The following is a 16973-nucleotide window of genomic DNA, read 5'->3' as shown; positions in this document are numbered from 1 at the left end:
ACCCCGGAGCCTGCCTGTCCGGCGAGGACGCTTTTGATCTTTAGAGCCGCGCCTTCGGCTGGCGGCGTTACCGCTGGTGGCGTGGGCGGCCGCTAGTCGGTCGGCTCGTCCGCGACCAAAGCGGGCTGGGGATGAGGGGTGGGGGAGGTCCGGGCCGGTCCTGGTTCGGCTTGCGGGGTGTGGTGGCTCCGCCGAGAGAGAAGTCGACGTTGTTGTTGCGGGAGTAGCAACGTCCGATCGGGCGAAAAATCAGCGTTCGCGGAGCAACAGCAGGCCGTACGCGGCGATCGACTGCGCGTCCGTGATCTCCCCGCGCCGGACCAGCTTCTCGAAGTCCGACCGGCTGAACCAGGCCGTGCGCATGTCCTGTTCCTCGTGTTCCCGCTGGTGGGGGCCTTCGACCAGGTCGGTGGCCAGGTAGACGCGTCCCCGCTGGCTGGACAACCCGGGGGCGACGTCCAGCAGGCCGAGGTCGACCAGGCTCCCCGCCACCAGTCCGGTCTCCTCGCGCAGTTCCCGTGCCGCCAGGTCGAGCGGGTCCAGTTCGGCCAGGTCCGGTGCGGTGCCCTGCGGGAACTCCCATCGTCGCAGGCCGAGCGGGTAGCGGTACTGCTCGACGAGGTGCAGGCGATCGCCGTCGAGGGGGATCACGAGCGCGTAGGCGGGCTTGTCGACGACGCCGTAGATGCCGTGCGAGCCGTCCGGCCGCCGGATGCCGTCCTCGCGGACCGTCATCCAGTTGTTCCGGTACACCTCACGCGTGCTGAGCCGTTCGATGGGATCCACGCGACCAGTCTGCCGAACCATTGTCTACCCTCGCCGGGTGCGTCTCGTGATCGCTCGATGCCAAGTGGACTATGCCGGCCGGCTGACGGCACACCTGCCGATGGCCACCCGGTTGCTGCTCATCAAGGCGGACGGGTCCGTGTCGGTGCACTCCGACGACCGGGCCTACAAGCCGCTGAACTGGATGAGCCCGCCGTGCTGGCTCATCGAGGACGGCGACATCTGGACGGTGCAGAACAAGGCGGGCGAGAAACTCGTCATCACCATCGACGAGCGGATCGACGAGATCAGCCACGATCTCGGCGCCGAGCCGGGGCTGCAGAAGGACGGCGTCGAGGCGCATCTGCAGGAGCTGCTGGCCGAGCACATCACCACACTCGGCGCGGGTTACACGCTGGTCCGCCGCGAGTACCCGACGGCGATCGGCCCGGTCGACATCATGGCCCGCGACGCCGACGGCGCTTCGGTGGCGGTCGAGATCAAACGGCGCGGCGAGATCGACGGCGTCGAGCAGCTGACCAGGTACCTGGAACTGCTCAACCGCGATCCGCTGCTCGCGCCGGTCCAGGGCGTGTTCGCCGCGCAGCTGATCAAGCCGCAGGCCCGCACCCTCGCCGAGGACCGGGGCATCCGCTGCCTCACCCTCGACTACGACGCCCTCCGCGGTACCGAATCGGACGACCTCCGCCTGTTCTGACCGGGCCCGCGACGCCACCCGCCCGGCACGCGCCGGACGGGTGGCGTTCCGCGTTTCCACCGGCGCCGCGAGTTGCGCTGCGTGACGACCCACGGTTGATTTGTCACCGGTTTGATCTCGACACGGTCAAGGCGCGCCCGCTGGCGTGCACAGGTGTCTTACCGCGTAGTAATGTGCGCTCGTCACTCGATCGTGGTGATTTTTGTTCAAAGATGTTGGACTCCCGGAGGTGGCATCGGTGCCCGTCCTAGCCGCAGCGAACCTGCGACTTGATGCGCACGCGATCGACTACGTGTTGCTCGCGTTCTACTTCGTGCTGGTGCTCGGCATCGGCTACCTGGCCCGGAAACAGGTGTCGAGCAGTATCGACTTCTTCCTGTCCGGTCGTTCGCTGCCTGCCTGGGTCACCGGGCTCGCCTTCATCTCCGCCAACCTCGGCGCCATCGAAGTGATGGGGATGTCGGCCAACGGCGCGCAGTACGGCCTGCCCACGGCCCACTACTTCTGGATCGGCGCCATCCCGGCGATGCTGTTCCTCGGCATCGTGATGATGCCGTTCTACTACGGGTCCAAGGTCCGCAGCGTGCCGGAGTTCATGAAACGCCGCTTCGGCACCGGCGCCCACCTGACCAACGGCATCAGCTTCGCCCTGGCGCAGATCCTCATCGCGGGCGCGAACCTGTACCTGCTGGCCAGCGTGGTGAACCTGCTGCTCGGGTGGCCGATCTGGGTGTCGATCGTCGTCGCCGCCGTCATCGTGCTCGCCTACACCGCGCTCGGTGGCCTCTCCGCCGCGATCTACAACGAGGTGCTGCAGTTCTTCGTCATCGTCGCCGCGCTGGTGCCGCTGACGATCGTCGGCCTCTACAAGGTCGGCGGCTGGAACGGCCTGGTCGAGAAGGTCTCAGGCGGTCCCGGCGGCGCGGAGCAGCTGAACTCCTGGCCGGGCAACCAGCTGACCGGCTTCGGCAGCAACTTCCTGTCCGTGCTGGGCCTGGTGTTCGGTCTGGGCTTCGTGCTGTCGTTCGGGTACTGGACCACGAACTTCGTCGAGGTCCAGCGCGCGATGGCGTCGAAGAGCATGTCGGCGGCCCGCCGCACCCCGATCATCGGCGCGTTCCCGAAGATGCTGATCCCGTTCATCGTGATCATCCCGGGCATGATCGCCGCGGTCACCGTCACCGAGTTGCAGGGCGAGAACAAGCAGGCCCTCATCGACGGCGGATCGGCGCCCAGCGGCGCGACCTTCAACGACGCGCTGCTGCTGCTCATGCGCGACCTGCTGCCCAACGGTGTCCTCGGTGTCGCGATCGCCGGTCTGCTGGCCTCGTTCATGGCCGGGATGGCGGCGAACCTGAGCTCGTTCAACACCGTGTTCACGTACGACATCTGGCAGGCCTACATCAAGAAGGACAAGCCGGACTCGTACTACCTGAACATGGGCCGCTGGGTCACCGCCGGCGCCACGATCCTCGCCATCGGCACGGCGGGCATCGCCTCGCAGTACTCGAACCTGATGGACTACCTGCAGCAGCTGTTCTCGTTCTTCAACGCGCCGCTGTTCGCCACGTTCATCCTGGGCATGTTCTGGAAGCGCATGTCGCCGGCCGCCGCCTGGATCGGTCTGCTGTCCGGTACGGCGTCGGCCATCGTGGTGTTCCTGCTCGCCGAGACCGGCGTGTGGGACCTGCCCGGCCAGGGCGCGAGCTTCATCGGCGCCGGCGCGGCCTTCGTGGTCGACATCGTGGTCAGCGTCGCGGTCACCATGGTGTCGAAGCCGCGTGCGGCCGCCGAGCTGACCGGCCTGGTGTACTCGCTGACGCCGAAGGAGACGCGACAGCACTCCACCACCGGCGAGGACGCGGGCTGGTACCGCAACCCGGGCCTGCTCGCGGGCATCGTCCTGGTCATCACGATCGCGCTGAACATCGCCTTCTAGGAGGTTGGCACACATGGCTAGCGAAACCCCCGCGCGCACGCGCCGGGCAGGCGCGTTCGACATCCGGCTGATCATCTCGCTGCTGACCGGCGTCTACGGCATCGTCCTGACGGTCATGGGCATCGGCTTCACCGACGACGCCGAGCTGGACAAGGCGGCGGGCGTCAACATCAACCTGTGGGCGGGCATCGGCCTGCTGATCTTCACCGCGCTGATGGTGCTGTGGGCGATCGTGCGTCCGATCCGGGTCCCGGTGCCGGAAGGCGACGAGACGCCGGCCGAATAGGCAGGTGACGAACACCCCGGTGAGGCCGGGCGATTATGGTGCACCGCGTGCCCCTCGTCGCCCGGCCTCGCCGTTTCGTCCCCGTGGTCCTGCTGGCAATGACGCTGTCCGCGTGCGGCGGCCCGGACCTCGGCAAGCAGAACTTCCCCCGCACGACCGTCACCCAGACCAGCGGCGCGACCGCGCCGGACGGGCCGATCGACGACGACGCCGTCAGCCTCGACGCCCAGCGGATGGTCGACCCGTGCGCGATCCTCGACGGCGACACCGTCTCCAGCATCGGCACCCCGGTCGAGGACGGCCTCAGCGCGAGCGGTCTGGACGAGTGCAGCATCGAGGTGACCGACGCGGGCGGCAAGAAGGTCCGGCTCAGGCTCCAGTTCGGCTACATCGTGAGCCTGATGGACGCGATCGGCGCGATCGAAGGTCTGCCCGTCTACGAGTCGAAGCCGGACGACGGCACCCCGATGTGCTTCCTCGCGGCGATGACGGACCGTGAGTCGTCACTGAGCATCGGCCTGCAGACCACCTACGAGGGCGGCGACCCGTGTGGAGCCGGGATGACCGCGCTGCGCGAGATCGTCGTGAAGATGCACGACGGACCGCCGAAGCAGACCCGTCCGGCGAACTCGGTGGTGCCCCTCGACCCGTGCACACTGGCCGACGACGCCGTGGCGACCGAAGTGCTCGGCCGCGGCACCACGAAGAAGCCAACGGGACTGCACGACTGCAACTGGTACGGCGGCAACGCCCAGGGCGATCTCCGCATCACCGAAACCGTCGACCCGACCGAAGGTGACGACGGCACCCGCGTCGACCTCGGCGGCGGGCTCACCGGCTACCAGAAGGAGGAGAACCGCTCCTCGAAGAGCTGCACGATCGTTTGGAAGCATCTGCCGACGGCCGACGGCGAAGGCGAGATCGTGAAGTTCGAGTACACCAACTACCACGACGACGCCGGCGGCGACGACGCGTGCGGCAAGGCCCGCCGCATTGTCGACACGATCCTGCCCAAGCTGCCGAAGACCTGAAAACGGCCCGCTGCACGCGGGTGCGCGGCTACGGTGCGAGGGATGTTCGTGATCTTCCGCCGGTGCGCGCTGCTGGTCCTGCTCGTCCTGACCGCGACCGCGTGCGCCTCCGGCCTCGACAGGCAGAACTTCCCGCGCGCCACGGTGCCCGAACCGGTGCCCGCGGGCGAGGTCGACGACCCGGCGGTCAGCCCGGCGGCGTTGCGCACGGTCGACACCTGCGCGGTGCTTCGCGGTGCCGCGGCGACGGTCGGAACCCCGGCGGCCGGCTGGGGGAGCGTGGAGGGGTTCGGTGAGTGCGGGGCCGAGGTCACCGACGCCGGCGGCAAGACGATCCGCCTCAACCTGCGGCTGGCCGCGAGCCTGCTGACCGAAACCGCGCCGGGCAGCGCCGTCGAGGGCCTGCCGCTGATCGTCGAGGAGGTCGACGAGACCTGCTACGCACGGGTGATCACCTCGCGGACGGACCTCACCGCCATCGAGGTCCAAGCCTCCTACGAGGACAGCGACGCCTGTGATCCCGCGGATCGTGTGGCGCATGACGTGATCGAGCAGATCCACGACTCCCCGGCACAGCTTTCCCGCCTGGACGGCTCGCTCGTCACCGTCGACCCCTGCGCGACCGTGGACGCCGCCGTCACCGTGGAGGTGTTCGGGCGGGGCGGCGAGGAACGGCCATCCGGACTGCACAGCTGCGCCTGGCACGGGAGCACCGCGGACGGCACCGTGCGACTGGACAACACGTACCTGCCGCGGGAACCCGATTCGGGCGTCAGGATCGACCTCGGCGGAGGCGTCACCGGCTACCAGGAGCTGGACACCAGTGGCGGGCAGCGGTGCGAAATCACCTGGACGCACCTGCCCGTGTCGCCTGACCAGGGCGAAGCCGCCTCGGTCGAGTACGACAACTACCACGAGGACGCCGGACCGGACGATCCCTGTGGCAAGGCCCGCCGTCTCGTCGGCACGATCCTGCCCAAGCTGCCGAAGTCCTGATAGGAAAAGGGGCGACAGCGGAGTCAGGAAGCGGGCATGAAGAAGATCATCAACGAGCCGGCGGACGTGGTCACCGAGTCACTGCGCGGGCTGGCCGCCGCGCACGCCGACATCCTGCGCGTCCAGGAGGACCCGGCCGTGGTGGTGCGGGCGGACGCGCCGGTCGCGGGCAAGGTCGCGGTGATCTCCGGCGGGGGTTCCGGGCACGAACCGCTGCACGGCGGGTTCGTCGGCCTCGGGATGCTCGACGCGGCGGTGCCCGGCGCGGTGTTCACCTCACCGACCCCGGACGCCGTGCAGGCCGCGATCCGGGCCACCACGGGCGAGGCGGGCGCGCTGCTGATCGTCAAGAACTACACCGGTGACGTGCTGAACTTCGAGACCGCGGGCGAGCTGGCCGCGGCCGAGGACCTCGACGTGCGCAGCGTGGTGATCGACGACGACGTGGCGGTCGCCGACTCGACGTTCACCGCGGGGCGCCGGGGCGTCGGCGGCACCGTGCTGCTGGAGAAGATCACCGGCGCGGCGGCCGAGCGCGGCGACTCGCTGGACGCCGTGGAAGCGCTCGCCCGCAAGGTGATCGGGCAGGTCCGCTCGATCGGCGTCGCGCTCACCGCGCCGACGGTGCCGCACGTCGGCGAGCCCAGCTTCGCCCTCGGCCCCGGTGAGATCGAGTTCGGCATCGGCATCCACGGCGAACCGGGCCGTGAGCGGATCCCGGCCGAACCCGCCGACGCGCTGGTCGCGCGGCTGGTCCAGGCGGTGGTGGAGGACCTGCCGTTCGAGCGCGGCGACCGGGTTCTGCTGTTCACCAACTCGATGGGCGCCACCCCGCTGGTCGAGCTGTACCTCGCGCACGGCATCGCCGAGCGGCTGCTGGCCGATCGCGGCATCATGGTCGAGCGCCGCCTGGTGGGCCCCTACATCACCAGCCTGGAGATGCAGGGCATGAGCCTGACCCTGCTCAGGCTCGACGACGAGCTGACGGAACTGTGGGACGCGCCGGTCAACACCGCCGCACTGCGCTGGAAGGCCTGAGAATATGGGATGCACGCCGGAGGGCGTCGCGAACGCGTTGCGGGACGCCGCGGCCGTGATCGCCGAGCACCGCGCCGAGCTGGTCGAACTGGACCGGGCGATCGGGGACGGTGACCACGGCGAGAACCTGAACCGCGGCTTCCAGGCCGTGGTCGCCGCGCTGGAGGGCACCGTGCCCGAGACGCCGGGAGCGGTGCTGAAACTCGCCGCGACCACCCTGATCTCGAAGGTCGGTGGCGCGGCGGGGCCGTTGTACGGAACCGCTTTCCTGCGCGCGTCGACGGTGGTGTCGAACGAGCCGGAGCTGGGCCCGGCGGAGGTGACGGCCGCGCTGCGGGCCGGGCTGGAAGGCGTGCAGGCGCGCGGGAAGGCGGTCGAGGGCGACAAGACGATGGTCGATGCCCTGCTGCCCGCGGTCGCCGCCGCGGAGAAGGCGAGTGGCGCGGATGTCGCGGCCGTCCTGACCGCGGCCGCCGAGGGGGCCGCGACGGGCGCGGAGTCCACTGTGGACCTGGTCGCGCGCAAGGGCCGCGCGTCCTACCTCGGTGAGCGCAGCGCCGGGCACCTCGATCCGGGCGCGCGGTCGACGGCCCTGCTGCTGGACGCGTTCGCGAAGGCGGCCCGATGAGCGTCGGCCTGGTCCTGGTGTCGCACAGCGCCAAACTCGCCGAAGGGCTTGCCGAGGTCGCCGCGCAGATGGCGCCGGACGTGACGATCGTGCCGTCGGGGGGCCTGCCCGACGGCGGGATCGGCACGGACTACGACTCGGTCGTCGCCGCGGTCCAGCGCGCCGACTCGGGAGCCGGGGTCGTCCTGCTCTACGACCTGGGCAGCGCGCAGATGACGGCGGAACTGGCGGTCGAGTCACTGGCCGATCCGGAGGCGGTCGTGGTCGCCGACGCGCCGCTGGTCGAAGGCACGGTCGCGGCCGCCGTCGCCGCCCAGGGCGGGGCGGACCGCGCGGCGGTGCTGGAGGCCGCGGCCGCGGCGGGCGCCCCGGCGGACCTCGGGCCCGCCACGGAACCGCTGTCGGACTGCGTCGAGCTGACGCTGACCAACGAGATCGGCCTGCATGCCCGTCCCGCGGCGGTCGTGGCGCGCAGCCTGGCGGGCATCGAGGCCGAGGTGAGCATCCGGCTGGGCGATCAGGAGGCCGACGCGCACAGCGTGCTGGCCCTGATGGCACTCGGCGCCCGGCAGGGCGACCGCATCCAGGTCCGCGCCGGTGGCCCCCAGGCGGCCGAAGCCCTCCGCGTGGTCCAGGACCTGGTGCACGACAACTTCCACGAACCCACCTGACGCGGGGCGAGTCCCACGCTCCGGCGCGCGAGTCCCACGTTCGGGACGGCGAGTTCCACCCTCACACCGCGGCGCGGGTGGGGCCGCCACGCCGCCGAATGCGGAACTCACTCACCTGAATGCAGAACTCGCGTGCGGGAACGTGGGACTCGCGCGCGGGGAGTTGGGACTCGCGGGTGGCTGATTCGATTCATCTCCCGCGGGGGCCGCGCGCGTGGCACCATCGAGGGCTTACCGGCGAGTAACTCCGGAGGGCTCCTATGGCGCGGACGATCGGCACGGCAGGCGTGGTCGGGCTCGGCACGATGGGCTCCGGGATCGCGGAAGTCCTGGCGCGCAGCGGGATCCGGGTGATCGGCGTCGAGGTGGACGCCGCCGCCGTGGAGCGCGCCAGCGGGCACGTCGAGCAGTCCACCGCCCGTGCGCTGAGCGGTGGCAAGCTCGACGACGAGGCCCGCACCGAACTGCTCGGCCGCATCAGCTACACGACCGCCCTGACCGACCTGGCCGACGCCGACCTGGTCGTCGAGGCCGTTCCGGAGAGCCTCGGCCTCAAGGCGGAGATCTTCGCCCAGCTGGACAAGATCGTCGCGCCGGACACGATCCTCGTGTCCAACACGTCCTCGCTGTCGGTCACCGAGATCGGCGTGCACACCTCGCGGCCCGGCAAGGTCGTCGGGATGCACTTCTTCAACCCGGCGCCCGTGCTGAAGCTGGTGGAAATCGTCCGGACCGTCGTCACCGAGCCGGACGTGATCGCCGACGTGACCGCGTTCGCCGAGCGTCTCGGCAAGACGCCGGTCGTCATCGGGGACCGCGCCGGGTTCATCGCCAACGCCCTGCTGTTCGGCTACCTCAACCACGCGGTGCGGATGTTCGAGCAGCGCTACGCCACCCGCGAGGACCTCGACGCCGCGATGCGCCTGGGCTGCGGCTACCCGATGGGCCCGCTGGCGCTGCTCGACCTCATCGGCCTCGACACCGCCTACGAGATCCTCGAATCGATGTACCGCCAGTCGCGCAACCGCTTGCACGCGCCCGCGCCGCTGCTCAAGCAGATGATCACCGCGGGCCTGCTCGGCCGGAAGTCCGGGCGTGGCTTCTACACCTACGAGGCGCCCGACTCGCCGGTCGTCATCGGCTCCACGCCCAGCCTCGTCCCGGCCGATTCCGCGGAGGTCCGGCCGGTGCGCGTGGTCGGCGTGATCGGCACCGGCACGATGGCGACCGGGATCGCGGAGGTCTTCGCCAAGAGCGGATACGACGTCGTGCTCCGCGCCCGCACACCGGAGAAGGCCGGGGCGGCCGTGGCGCGGATCGGGAAATCCCTCGACCGCGCGGTCGCCAAGGGCAAGCTGACCGAGGCCGACGGCGCAGCCGCCCTCGACCGGATCACGCCGGTGCCGGACTTCGCCGCGCTCGCGGACGCCGATCTGGTCGTCGAAGCGGTGGCCGAGGACCTCGCGGTCAAGCAGGACGTGTTCGCCGCGCTCGACGCCGTCGTGAAGCCCGGCGCGATCCTCGCGACCACCACGTCATCGCTGCCGGTGATCGAGTGCGCGGCGGCCACCGGCCGGCCCGCCGATGTCGTGGGCCTGCACTTCTTCAACCCGGCGCCGGTCATGAAACTGGTCGAGGTGGTGCGCACGATCGCCACCGCGTCCGACGTCGTCGCGACCGCGCACGCCGTCTGCGCCGCGATCGGGAAACACCCCGTGCACTGCGCCGACCGGGCCGGGTTCATCGTGAACGCGCTGCTGTTCCCCTACCTCAACGACGCCGTGAAGATGCTGGAGGGCCACTACGCGCAGGCGGCCGACATCGACACCGCCATGAAGGTCGGCTGCTCCCTGCCGATGGGCCCGTTCGAGCTGCTCGACGTCGTCGGCCTCGACGTGTCGCTGGCGATCCAGCGGACCCTGTTCGACGAGTTCCGCGAGGAGGGTTTCGCGCCCGCGCCGCTGCTGGAGCACCTCGTCACGGCCGGGCGGCTGGGCCGCAAGACCGGGAAGGGCTTCGCGGACTACACCGCTGGGTGACCACAACCGCAGGCGCCGCCGCAGCAGCCGCCGCCCGAGGGCGCGCCCGGTGCCGAGCCGGTCAACGCCACCGTGGTGAGCAGCTTGACCGTGTCCGAGTGCCCGTCCGGGCAGGTCGCGGGCGCGCTCGACTCGCTCATCGGCCGGTTGACCTCGAAGGTGCCGGTGCATTCGCGGCAGCGGTAGGCGTAGGTCGGCATGTCGTCATTATCCGGCACGGAGTGCACGCGGAGCCAGTTCCCTGCCAAGCTGGCCCCGTGGAGCTGCCAGCGCTGCCCGGTCAGGGGCACCTCGCCGAAGTCGTCCCCTCCGTTCTCGCCACCTTGGGGGTGCCCGGCTGTGTGAACACCCTCGGCCTGCCGGACAACGCGGGTGCGTGCGTGCTGCTGATCGACGGTCTTGGCGCGGAGCTGTTGCGCGCCCACGCCGACGACGCACCGGTGCTGGCCGCGCTCGCGAAGTCGACGCTCACGGTCGGCTGCCCGTCGACCACCGCCGCCGGACTGGGCGCGATCGGCACCGGGCTGGCGTCGGGTGAGCACGGCATGGCGGGCTACACCTTCGAGGTGCCCGGATGCGGGGTGCTCAACGCGCTGACCTGGCGCAGCCACCCCGGCCGGGGCGAGCTGGACCTGGACCCGGAGGTGGTCCAGCCGCTGCCGACGACCTTCGAGCGCGCGGCCGCGGCCGGGGTCGCGGCGGTCGTGGTGAACGACGCCAGGTTCGCCACAACGCCGCTGACGAAGGCGGTGCAGCGGGGCGGGGACTACCGCGGGGTCCACGCGATGGGCGACCTGGTCGCGGAGACGTTGCGGGCGCTGACCTCCTCGCCGGGGTTCTGCTTCGCCTACCACAGCCAGCTCGACGAACTCGGTCACCGTTACGGGCCGGGATCGACGGCGTGGGTGATGCAGCTGCGGCAGGTCGACCGGATGGTGGAGTCGCTTGTGGACGGTCTGCCGCCCGGGCGGGTGCTGGCGGTGGTGGCCGATCACGGCATGGTGGCGCTCGACGACACCGTGATCGACTTCGACGGCGCACCGGAGCTGCGGTCCGGAGTACGGGCCCTGGGCGGCGATCCGCGGGTGCGCCACGTCTACACGGAGGACGGTGCGGAGGCCGACGTGCTGGCCGCGTGGCGCGCGACCCTGGGGGAGCGGGCCTGGGTGGCCAGCCGCGACGAGGCGATCGCCGCGGGCTGGTTCGGGCCGCGGGTCAGTGACCGCGTGCGCCCCCGGTTCGGTGATGTGGTGGCCGCGGCGCGGGGTGAGTTCGGGGTGCTGCGCCGGACGGCGGAGCCGTTGGAGTCGGCGCTGATCGGTCAGCACGGTTCGCTGACGTCGGCCGAGTTGCTGGTCCCGTTGGCCGTCGCCCGCGGCTGAGGCCGCGGTCAGGCGCGGAGCCCGTGCAGCATCACGGCGATCAGCCGTTCGGCCGTTTCGTCGTCGCCCTCCGCGGCGACGCCCACCCCGCGCCCGAGCAGGAGCAGGTCGCGCGGCCGCAGGTCCCGGCGCACGGAGCCCGCCTCCTGCGCGCGGGTGAGCACCTCGGCGGCGTTGTTCATCACCGTCGTGAACGTCGCGCCGCCCCGCATTCAGGCCGACCTCGGGTTCACCGCGGCCTCGCTGAGCTGGCTAGCCCCTGGTCTTCGGTGGCCTGCTGCTGCTCGGCGGACGCGCCGGCGACCTGGTTGATCGTCGGCCGGATCGTGCAGGGCCTCGGCGCGGCCGCGGCCGGACCGAGCACGCTCGCCCTGCTCACCACGACCATCACCGACCCGCGTGCCCGGCTCGACCTGCCCGGTGCCGTGACCGGGACGGTCGGTGTCGCCGCGCTGGTCTACGGCTTCATCCGCGCCGCCGATCCGGGCTGGACGGGCGCGCTGACGCTGACCTCGCTGATCGCCGGTGCCGTCCTGATTGGGGTATTCCTCGTCGTCGAAACCCGCAGCGCGCAACCACTGCTGCCGTTGCGCCTGTTCGCCGACCGCAACCGGGCCGCTGCCTATGCGAACTTCTTCTTCGGCCCGATGGTCCTGACGGGACTGGGCATGGGACTGGCGTTCGCGCCGCTGAACGTGATCATCATGGGCAGCGTGCCCGCGTCGGACGCCGGTGCCGCCGGTGGCGTGCTGCAGACGATGCAGCAGACCGGCGCGACGCTCGGGCTGGCCATCCTGGTGACGATCTTCGGCACCGTCACCCGCGATCTCACCGGCTCGCCGCACGACGTGCTGGTCTGGGGGATGACCGCAGCCTTCACCGGTTCGGTCGTCATCGCGTGCCTCACCTTCGTGGTGGCACTCACCTTCCGGCGCGACGCGGACCGCGCCGCGCAGGCGATACCGTGGCCGGGTGCCCCGCCGCAACCGACCGGACCGTGGCCGCCCCGGCGCCGACCGCACCGGGGCGGCTGCCGGCTGGGCGCACGCCGAGTCCGGTACGGACGGCGACTGGCTGGTGCGCAGCGTGCCCGGCAGCCAGGCGACGAAGGTCTACCGCTGCCCCGGCTGCGACCACGAGATCCAGCCCGGCGTACCGCACGTGGTCGCCTGGCCCGCCGACGAACTGGGCTCGGTGTCGGACCGCAGGCACTGGCATCGGGCGTGCTGGCAGGCCCGCACTCGCCGCGGCCCCACCCGCAAGCGCTTCTAGAGCCGACGGAAGTGGCGTGACACGGCGCCGTCGTAGAAGGTTTCGGTGTAGGCGGTGAACCCGAGCCGTTCGGCGACCCGCAGCGACGGCGCGTTCGCGATGTTCACACTGATCTGCACCGGCAACTCGGGCATCTCGCGCTCGGCCCACTCCACGACGGCCGTCGCCATCTCGGTCGCGTAGCCGCGTCCCCACGCCTCCGGCCGGAAGCGGTAGTAGAGGTTGAGCAACCGCACCCCGCCGAACTCCAGGTGCTGCAGCCCGCCGATGCCCACCACCTCGCGCGAGTCCAGTGCCACGACGGCGACGTAGCCGAACCCGTGCGCCTTCCAGTGCTCGAGCCAGGCGGTGAGCTTGACCTCGGTCTCGTCGACACCCGGCGGACCCGGGTGGTGCACGTTGGTCCGCGGGTCCGTCTGGATCTCGACCACGTCGTCCCGGTCGTCCGGGTCCAGCGCCCGCAGCAGCAGGCGGTCCGTGCGGATCTCCCGCCACTCGACGCTCACCCCGCGACGTTAGCGCGCCCGGTCCAGCACAATCTGCGGTATGGCTGATCTTCCCCTGGTTCTCCTGCACGCCTTCCCGGTGGACGCCCGCATGTGGCAGCCGCTGCGCGACGGCATCACCACGCGGCACCGCCTGATCACGCCCGACCAGCGCGGGCTCGGCCGCACGGCGCTGCCGGAATCCGCGCACGAACCCAGCCTGGACCACGCGGCCCGTGACCTGATCGCGCTGCTCGACCGGCTCGAACTCGACCAGGTCGTGCTCGGCGGCTGCTCGATGGGCGGGTACCTGACGATGGCCGCGCTGCGGGCCGCGCCGGAACGCGTCGCCGGGCTGGTCCTCATCGACACCAAGTCCACCGCGGACACCCCGGAGGCCGCCCGGACCCGCCACGAGCTGGCCCGGCGCGCCGAGACGGAGGGCGTGTCCGGCTGGCTCGCCGAGTCGATGCTGCCGAACCTGCTCAGCGCCGAGACCCGCGAGACCCGCCCCGACGTGGTCGAGACGGTGCGCGACCTGATCGACAGCCAGCAGGGCGCCGGGGTGGCGTGGGCGGCGCGGGCGATGGCCGCCCGCCCCGACTCGACATCGCTCCTGGCCGGTGCCGACGTGCCCGCGCTGGTGGTCGTGGGGGAGGAGGACGCCCTGACCCCACCGGACGCCGCCCGCGCGATGGCGGAATCACTGCCGCGCGGCGAGCTGGTGGTGGTCCCGCAGGCCGGGCACCTCACACCACTGGAGGCGCCAGCCATGGTCACCGAGTCGATCCTCGGGTGGTGGCCGTTCGCCTGAGCCCGGGTGGCTTCACGGTGGATACCGGTGACGGCTGATCGCGGAGGGCCGGGTGGCTCGGCGAGCCGTGCCCGGATCCGCTTCCGGAACGAGGGCACCTCGCCGGGGCGCGCACGGCCTGCGCTCGCCGCGCAATGCGGCCGGATTCCGCTGTCCATCCATGCCGCGAACGCTGACGCCAACCCCCGACAGTTTTGAATCCCCGCAGCTCAGCCCATGCTTCCGGCAGCCGCTCGGGAAACCGGTGCGCGATCACGAACCGCCAGCAGACCCCGAACAGCCCGCGCAGCCGCATCCACGGCGCCAGCTCGTCCGGCGAAGGCGCATCCGGATAGGCGGCGACCGCGGCCCGGCCGTCGAGCCGGGCCGACCCGGCCAGGCATGCCAGGTCCCACGCGACCGGTCCGGCCCAGGTGTCCTCGAAGTCGAGCCACCGCGGCCCGCTCCCGGTCGCCAGCAGGTTGCCGGCGTGCGCGTCGCCGTGCAGGGCCCGCACCCGCACGACAGGCAGGTCCGCCTCCACTTCCGCGACCTCGTCGAGCAGCTCGGCGGGCAGATCCAGCCGCTCGATCCAGGACCGGGCCTCGGCGAGCGGGCCGGGCGCGTCCAGTTCACCGGGGAACTCCCGCAGCGCGGCGTGCAGCTCGGCCAGCGACCAGGCCACCTCGGCGGGGGAGAAGAGGTGGTCCGGGTCGTGACGTGTGAAACGCCACAGTGTCACCGGGAGGCCGGCGGCAAGGTGCGGACCTGGGCTTTCGAAGGGCGGAATGACCGGTGCGTCCTTCCGTCCGAGGAACGACGACAGTGCCACTTCGCGCGCCAGCGACGGGAGGACCCCGGGCCGCGCGACCAGCGTCGTCGCCGGGACCCTCGCGACCACCGCACCCAGCCTCACCAGCACGTTCGAGTGCGTAGCCAGCACTTCCGGGAACTCCGTCGGCAGGTGGAACCGGTTCCCGACCTCGACCGCGGCGGCCACGGCGGCGGTGACGCAGCGGTCTCCCATGGCGTGATCTTCCCAGCCGGTGCGCACCTGTGTCGGGGGCGAGGGATACGATCCGGACTGGTCGCGTCGCCGCGGCCGGTGACGAGAGCGAAGCAGAACTTGGAGGCAGGAGTGACAGCCGTAGCCCCGCAGCCGATTGTCACGCGTCCCTACCCGGCGCGACAGGAGGCCAAGGGTTCGTTGCTGCTGCGGTTGTTCCGCACGACGGACCACAAGCAGATCGGCATCATGTACCTGGTCACGTCGTTCGCCTTCTTCATGGTGGGCGGCGCGATGGCGATGCTGATCCGCACCGAGCTGGCGCGCCCTGGACAGCAGTTCCTGTCGCAGGAGCAGTACAACCAGCTGTTCACCATGCACGGCACGATCATGCTGCTGCTGTACGCGACGCCGATCCTGTTCGGTTTCGCGAACTTCGTCATGCCGCTGCAGATCGGTTCGCCGGACGTGGCGTTCCCGCGGCTCAACGCCTTCTCCTACTGGCTGTACCTCTTCGGCGGCCTCATCGTCGTGGCGGGCTTCCTCACGCCGGGTGGCGCCGCCGACTTCGGCTGGTTCGCCTACACCCCGCTCTCCGACGCCATCCACTCGCCGGGCATCGGCGCGGACATGTGGATCGCCGGTCTCGCCGTCTCCGGTCTGGGCACCATCCTGGGTGCGGTCAACATGGTCACCACCATCGTCTGCCTGCGCGCGCCCGGCATGACCATGTTCCGGATGCCGATCTTCACCTGGAACATCCTGATCACCAGCATCCTGGTGCTGCTCGCCTTCCCGATCCTCACCGCGGCGCTGATGGGATTGATGGCCGACCGGCACATCGGGGCGCACGTGTTCGATCCGGCCACCGGTGGCGTGATCCTCTGGCAGCACCTGTTCTGGTTCTTCGGGCACCCCGAGGTGTATATCGTCGCGCTGCCGTTCTTCGGCATCGTCTCCGAGATCATCCCGGTGTTCTCGCGCAAACCGGTGTTCGGCTACAAGGGCCTGGTCTTCGCGACGCTGGCCATCGCGGCGCTGTCGGTCGCGGTGTGGGCGCACCACATGTACGCCACCGGCGCCGTGCTGCTGCCGTTCTTCTCCTTCATGACCTTCCTGATCGCGGTCCCGACCGGGGTGAAGTTCTTCAACTGGATCGGCACCATGTGGAAGGGCCAGCTGAGCTTCGAGACGCCGATGATCTTCTCGGTCGGCTTCCTCGTCACCTTCCTCTTCGGTGGTCTGACCGGCATCCTGCTGGCCGCACCGGCCATCGACTTCCACGTGTCGGACAGCTACTTCGTGGTGGCGCACTTCCACTACGTGCTCTACGGCACGATCGTGTTCGCCACCTTCGCGGGCATCTACTTCTGGTTCCCGAAGATCACCGGACGGATGCTCGACGAGAAGCTGGGCAAGCTCCACTTCTGGACCACGTTCCTCGGCTTCCACGGCACGTTCCTGGTCCAGCACTGGCTGGGTGCCGAGGGCATGCCGCGCCGCTACGCCGACTACCTGGCCAGCGACGGCTTCACCACACTGAACACGATCTCGACCATCGGGGCCTACATCCTGGGCGCGTCGACCCTGCCGTTCATCTACAACGTGTTCAAGAGCTACCGCTACGGCGAGCTCGTCACGGTGGACGACCCGTGGGGCTACGGCAACTCGCTGGAGTGGGCCACCTCGTGCCCGCCGCCGCGGCACAACTTCACCGAGCTGCCCCGGATCCGGTCCGAGCGGCCCGCGTTCGAGCTGCACTACCCGCACATGGTCGAGCGGATGCACCACGAGGGTGAGATCGGCTTCTTCGGCAAGCCGAAGGTCCACGCCGGGGTCAAGGCCCCGTCGCAGGCCCTCACCGACGCGGTCATCCCGGGCGACCACGACAAGGACAACGCGAGCGAGCAGTGATCCGCGGCGT

At 70.6% G+C, this 16973-nt stretch carries 19 protein-coding genes; 13 read left to right on the top strand and 6 right to left on the bottom strand.

Annotated features, from left to right (window positions below; all coding sequences use genetic code 11):
- Positions 1–249 precede the first annotated feature (249 nt).
- The gene (locus HNR02_RS02275; protein WP_179771569.1) at positions 250–786 is read right to left on the bottom strand and encodes an NUDIX domain-containing protein; all 537 of its coding nucleotides are present in this window, start codon (positions 784–786) and stop codon (positions 250–252) included.
- A gap of 37 nt (positions 787–823) precedes the next feature.
- Between HNR02_RS02275 and nucS the strand changes: the two genes are divergently transcribed.
- The 9 genes from nucS (at position 824) to HNR02_RS02230 (ending at position 10111) form a co-directional block, all read left to right on the top strand.
- Positions 824–1483, top strand: coding sequence for an endonuclease NucS (gene nucS / locus HNR02_RS02270; protein ID WP_179771568.1), 660 nt, complete (start codon positions 824–826; stop codon positions 1481–1483).
- 238 nt (positions 1484–1721) lie between these two features.
- On the top strand, positions 1722–3422 hold the full coding sequence (locus HNR02_RS02265; protein ID WP_179771567.1) for a sodium:solute symporter family protein: 1701 nt from the start codon (positions 1722–1724) through the stop codon (positions 3420–3422).
- 13 nt (positions 3423–3435) lie between these two features.
- Positions 3436–3708: a hypothetical protein gene (locus HNR02_RS02260; protein WP_179771566.1), complete on the top strand. Its 273-nt coding sequence runs from the start codon at positions 3436–3438 to the stop codon at positions 3706–3708.
- A 47-nt stretch (positions 3709–3755) separates the two neighbouring features.
- Positions 3756–4739 carry a DUF3558 domain-containing protein gene (locus HNR02_RS02255; RefSeq protein WP_312860879.1) on the top strand — a complete coding sequence of 328 codons (984 nt, stop codon included), beginning with the start codon at positions 3756–3758 and terminating at the stop codon, positions 4737–4739.
- Positions 4740–4781: 42 nt separating this feature from the next.
- On the top strand, positions 4782–5735 hold the full coding sequence (locus HNR02_RS02250; RefSeq protein WP_179771565.1) for a RodZ family helix-turn-helix domain-containing protein: 954 nt from the start codon (positions 4782–4784) through the stop codon (positions 5733–5735).
- A 36-nt stretch (positions 5736–5771) separates the two neighbouring features.
- The gene (gene dhaK / locus HNR02_RS02245; protein ID WP_179771564.1) at positions 5772–6773 is read left to right on the top strand and encodes a dihydroxyacetone kinase subunit DhaK; all 1002 of its coding nucleotides are present in this window, start codon (positions 5772–5774) and stop codon (positions 6771–6773) included.
- A 4-nt stretch (positions 6774–6777) separates the two neighbouring features.
- Complete coding sequence (dhaL, locus tag HNR02_RS02240) at positions 6778–7401, top strand: dihydroxyacetone kinase subunit DhaL (RefSeq protein WP_179771563.1); 624 nt, start codon at positions 6778–6780, stop codon at positions 7399–7401.
- Positions 7398–8072, top strand: coding sequence for a dihydroxyacetone kinase phosphoryl donor subunit DhaM (dhaM, locus tag HNR02_RS02235; RefSeq protein WP_179771562.1), 675 nt, complete (start codon positions 7398–7400; stop codon positions 8070–8072). Before dhaL ends, dhaM begins: the two co-directional genes overlap by 4 nt.
- A gap of 260 nt (positions 8073–8332) precedes the next feature.
- Entirely contained in the window at positions 8333–10111 is a 1779-nt protein-coding gene (locus HNR02_RS02230) for a 3-hydroxyacyl-CoA dehydrogenase family protein (protein ID WP_179771561.1), read from the top strand.
- On the opposite strand, the gene HNR02_RS02225 is transcribed toward HNR02_RS02230, so the two are convergent.
- Positions 10096–10311, bottom strand: coding sequence for an FmdB family zinc ribbon protein (locus tag HNR02_RS02225; RefSeq protein ID WP_179771560.1), 216 nt, complete (start codon positions 10309–10311; stop codon positions 10096–10098). The genes HNR02_RS02230 and HNR02_RS02225 overlap by 16 nt on opposite strands.
- A 57-nt stretch (positions 10312–10368) precedes the next feature.
- Between HNR02_RS02225 and HNR02_RS02220 the strand changes: the two genes are divergently transcribed.
- Positions 10369–11493: an alkaline phosphatase family protein gene (locus HNR02_RS02220; protein WP_179771559.1), complete on the top strand. Its 1125-nt coding sequence runs from the start codon at positions 10369–10371 to the stop codon at positions 11491–11493.
- Between the two features lie 8 nt (positions 11494–11501).
- Here HNR02_RS02220 and HNR02_RS02215 read toward each other — a convergent pair whose 3' ends face one another.
- Positions 11502–11705 (bottom strand): SbtR family transcriptional regulator, encoded by a 204-nt coding sequence (locus HNR02_RS02215; RefSeq protein WP_179771172.1) that lies wholly within the window; start codon positions 11703–11705, stop codon positions 11502–11504.
- A 410-nt stretch (positions 11706–12115) separates the two neighbouring features.
- Positions 12116–12388 (bottom strand): hypothetical protein, encoded by a 273-nt coding sequence (locus tag HNR02_RS35235; protein WP_246338480.1) that lies wholly within the window; start codon positions 12386–12388, stop codon positions 12116–12118.
- Positions 12389–12465: 77 nt separating this feature from the next.
- Between HNR02_RS35235 and HNR02_RS35230 the strand changes: the two genes are divergently transcribed.
- A complete protein-coding gene (locus tag HNR02_RS35230; RefSeq protein WP_312860878.1) occupies positions 12466–12765 on the top strand; it encodes an Rv1322 family protein in 300 nt (99 codons plus the stop codon).
- Here HNR02_RS35230 and HNR02_RS02205 read toward each other — a convergent pair.
- On the bottom strand, positions 12762–13271 hold the full coding sequence (locus HNR02_RS02205; RefSeq protein ID WP_179771558.1) for a GNAT family N-acetyltransferase: 510 nt from the start codon (positions 13269–13271) through the stop codon (positions 12762–12764). The genes HNR02_RS35230 and HNR02_RS02205 overlap by 4 nt on opposite strands.
- Before the next feature lie 40 nt (positions 13272–13311).
- Between HNR02_RS02205 and HNR02_RS02200 the strand changes: the two genes are divergently transcribed.
- Positions 13312–14064, top strand: coding sequence for an alpha/beta fold hydrolase (locus HNR02_RS02200; protein ID WP_179771557.1), 753 nt, complete (start codon positions 13312–13314; stop codon positions 14062–14064).
- Here HNR02_RS02200 and HNR02_RS02195 read toward each other — a convergent pair.
- The gene (locus HNR02_RS02195; protein WP_312860877.1) at positions 14027–15070 is read right to left on the bottom strand and encodes a phosphotransferase; all 1044 of its coding nucleotides are present in this window, start codon (positions 15068–15070) and stop codon (positions 14027–14029) included. The genes HNR02_RS02200 and HNR02_RS02195 overlap by 38 nt on opposite strands.
- Before the next feature lie 111 nt (positions 15071–15181).
- Here HNR02_RS02195 and ctaD point away from each other — a divergent pair, with 111 nt between their 5' ends.
- Entirely contained in the window at positions 15182–16963 is a 1782-nt protein-coding gene (gene ctaD, locus HNR02_RS02190) for an aa3-type cytochrome oxidase subunit I (RefSeq protein ID WP_179771556.1), read from the top strand.
- Positions 16964–16973: the final 10 nt, after the last annotated feature.

This window comes from Amycolatopsis endophytica (genome assembly GCF_013410405.1).
GTDB classification, from domain to species: Bacteria; Actinomycetota; Actinomycetes; order Mycobacteriales; family Pseudonocardiaceae; genus Amycolatopsis_E; species Amycolatopsis_E endophytica.
This window is presented reverse-complemented; position numbering and strand designations above follow the sequence as displayed.